Source organism: Dietzia aerolata, from assembly GCF_014144865.1.
GTDB classification, from domain to species: domain Bacteria; phylum Actinomycetota; class Actinomycetes; order Mycobacteriales; family Mycobacteriaceae; genus Dietzia; species Dietzia aerolata.
This window is the reverse complement of record NZ_JAALDM010000095.1, coordinates 1-1,409: the sequence shown is the minus strand read 5'-3', so window position 1 is coordinate 1,409 and position 1,409 is coordinate 1. Positions and strand designations below refer to the sequence as shown.

General features: G+C 71.1%; 2 protein-coding genes. Both read right to left on the bottom strand.

The annotated features are described in order from the left end of the window. The coding region (locus G6016_RS06610; RefSeq protein ID WP_422110451.1) for an aminotransferase class III-fold pyridoxal phosphate-dependent enzyme at positions 1–298 on the bottom strand (298 nt) is incomplete at its 3' end. Position 299: 1 nt separating this feature from the next. Further along, on the bottom strand, positions 300–1,409 hold a 1,110-nt coding region (bioB, locus tag G6016_RS06605), incomplete at its 5' end, for a biotin synthase BioB (protein ID WP_206682290.1).

Sequence of the window (1,409 nt, the reverse complement as noted above, 5' to 3'; positions counted from 1 at the left end):
CCGCCGCGTCGAGGTGCGGGTGGCGGTAGCCGTGGATCGCCGCCCACCACGAACTCATGCCGTCGATCAGCTCGCGGCCGTCGGTCAGGCGGAGGCGCGCGCCCTCGGCCGAGGCGACCGGCAGCGGCTGTGTGGACGCCGGGAAGCCGCCGTAGGGGTGCCAGACGTGCTCGGCATCGGCGGCCAGTAGGGCGTTCGCGGCCAGCGGGGCTCGTTCGGTGAGCGAGGCGGCTGCCTGGGCATGAGCGGGCTGCTGGGTGCCTGCTGTCAGGCCACTGCGAGGGGAGTGGTCGACCATGTCAGGCGTTCGCGGGCTCGCTGGTGCCGGCGCCTCGTGTGCGGATGGCCACCGGATCCTGGCGGGTGGAGGCGGGCGCGGTGTTGTCGTCGTCCTGGTTTTGGGGGTCGTGACCCTCTACGGCCGTATCCATCTGCAGGACCTCGAGCCCCGCATCGGCGATCATCTCCAGGTCCGCGGCGCCGGGCTGGCCCTCGGACGTCAGGTAGTCGCCCAGGAACAGCGAGTTGGCGACGTACAGCGCGATGCCCTGCAGGTTGCCCAGGTGACGCTCGCGACCGGCGGCGACGCGGATCTCGACGTCCGGCGCGACGAATCGGACCATCGACAGGATGCGCAGGCAGTCGCGCGGGTTGAGGGTGTCCACGCCCTCGAGCGGGGTGCCGTCGAAGGGGAGCAGGAAGTTGACCGGGATCGAGTCAACGCCCTTTGCGCGCAGGTCAAAGGCCAGTTCGACCAGCTGCTCGTGGGTCTCGCCCATGCCCGCGATGAAGCCCGAGCACGCCGACAGGCCGGCGCCGTGGGCCTGGGCGACGGTGTGCTCGCGGTCGGCGTAGGTGTGGGTGGTGCAGATGTCCTCGTAGTGGCTCTCGGCCGTGTTGAGGTTGTGGTTGTAGGCGTCGGCGCCCGACGCGCACAGCGACTCGGCCTGCCCGTCCTTGAGCGCACCCAGGCATGCGCAGACCTCGACGCCCGGGGTGTCGGACTTGATGGCCTCGATGATGTCGGTGACCTTGCCGACCTCGCGGTTGCTCGGGCCCGTGCCGCTCGCGACCAGGCACACGCGCGAGGCTCCGGCGGCGATGCCGGCCTTGGCCGCGGTGACTGCCTCCTCGGTGTTCAGCCAGGTGTAGCGCAGGATGCCGGCCGTCGAGTTGAGGCGCTGCGAGCAGTAGAAGCAGTCCTCCGGGCACAGGCCCGACTTGAGGTTGACCAGGTAGTTGACCTTGACCTTGTTGCCGAAGTGCTCGAAGCGCAGGCGGGAGGCGGCGGCCACGACCTCCATGAGCTGGGTGTCCGGGGCGCGCAGCACGGCCAGCGCCTCCTCGGCGGTGACCTGCCGGCCGGCCAGGACGGCATCGGCGAGCTCGTGCCAGCGCGGGGCGGCGGG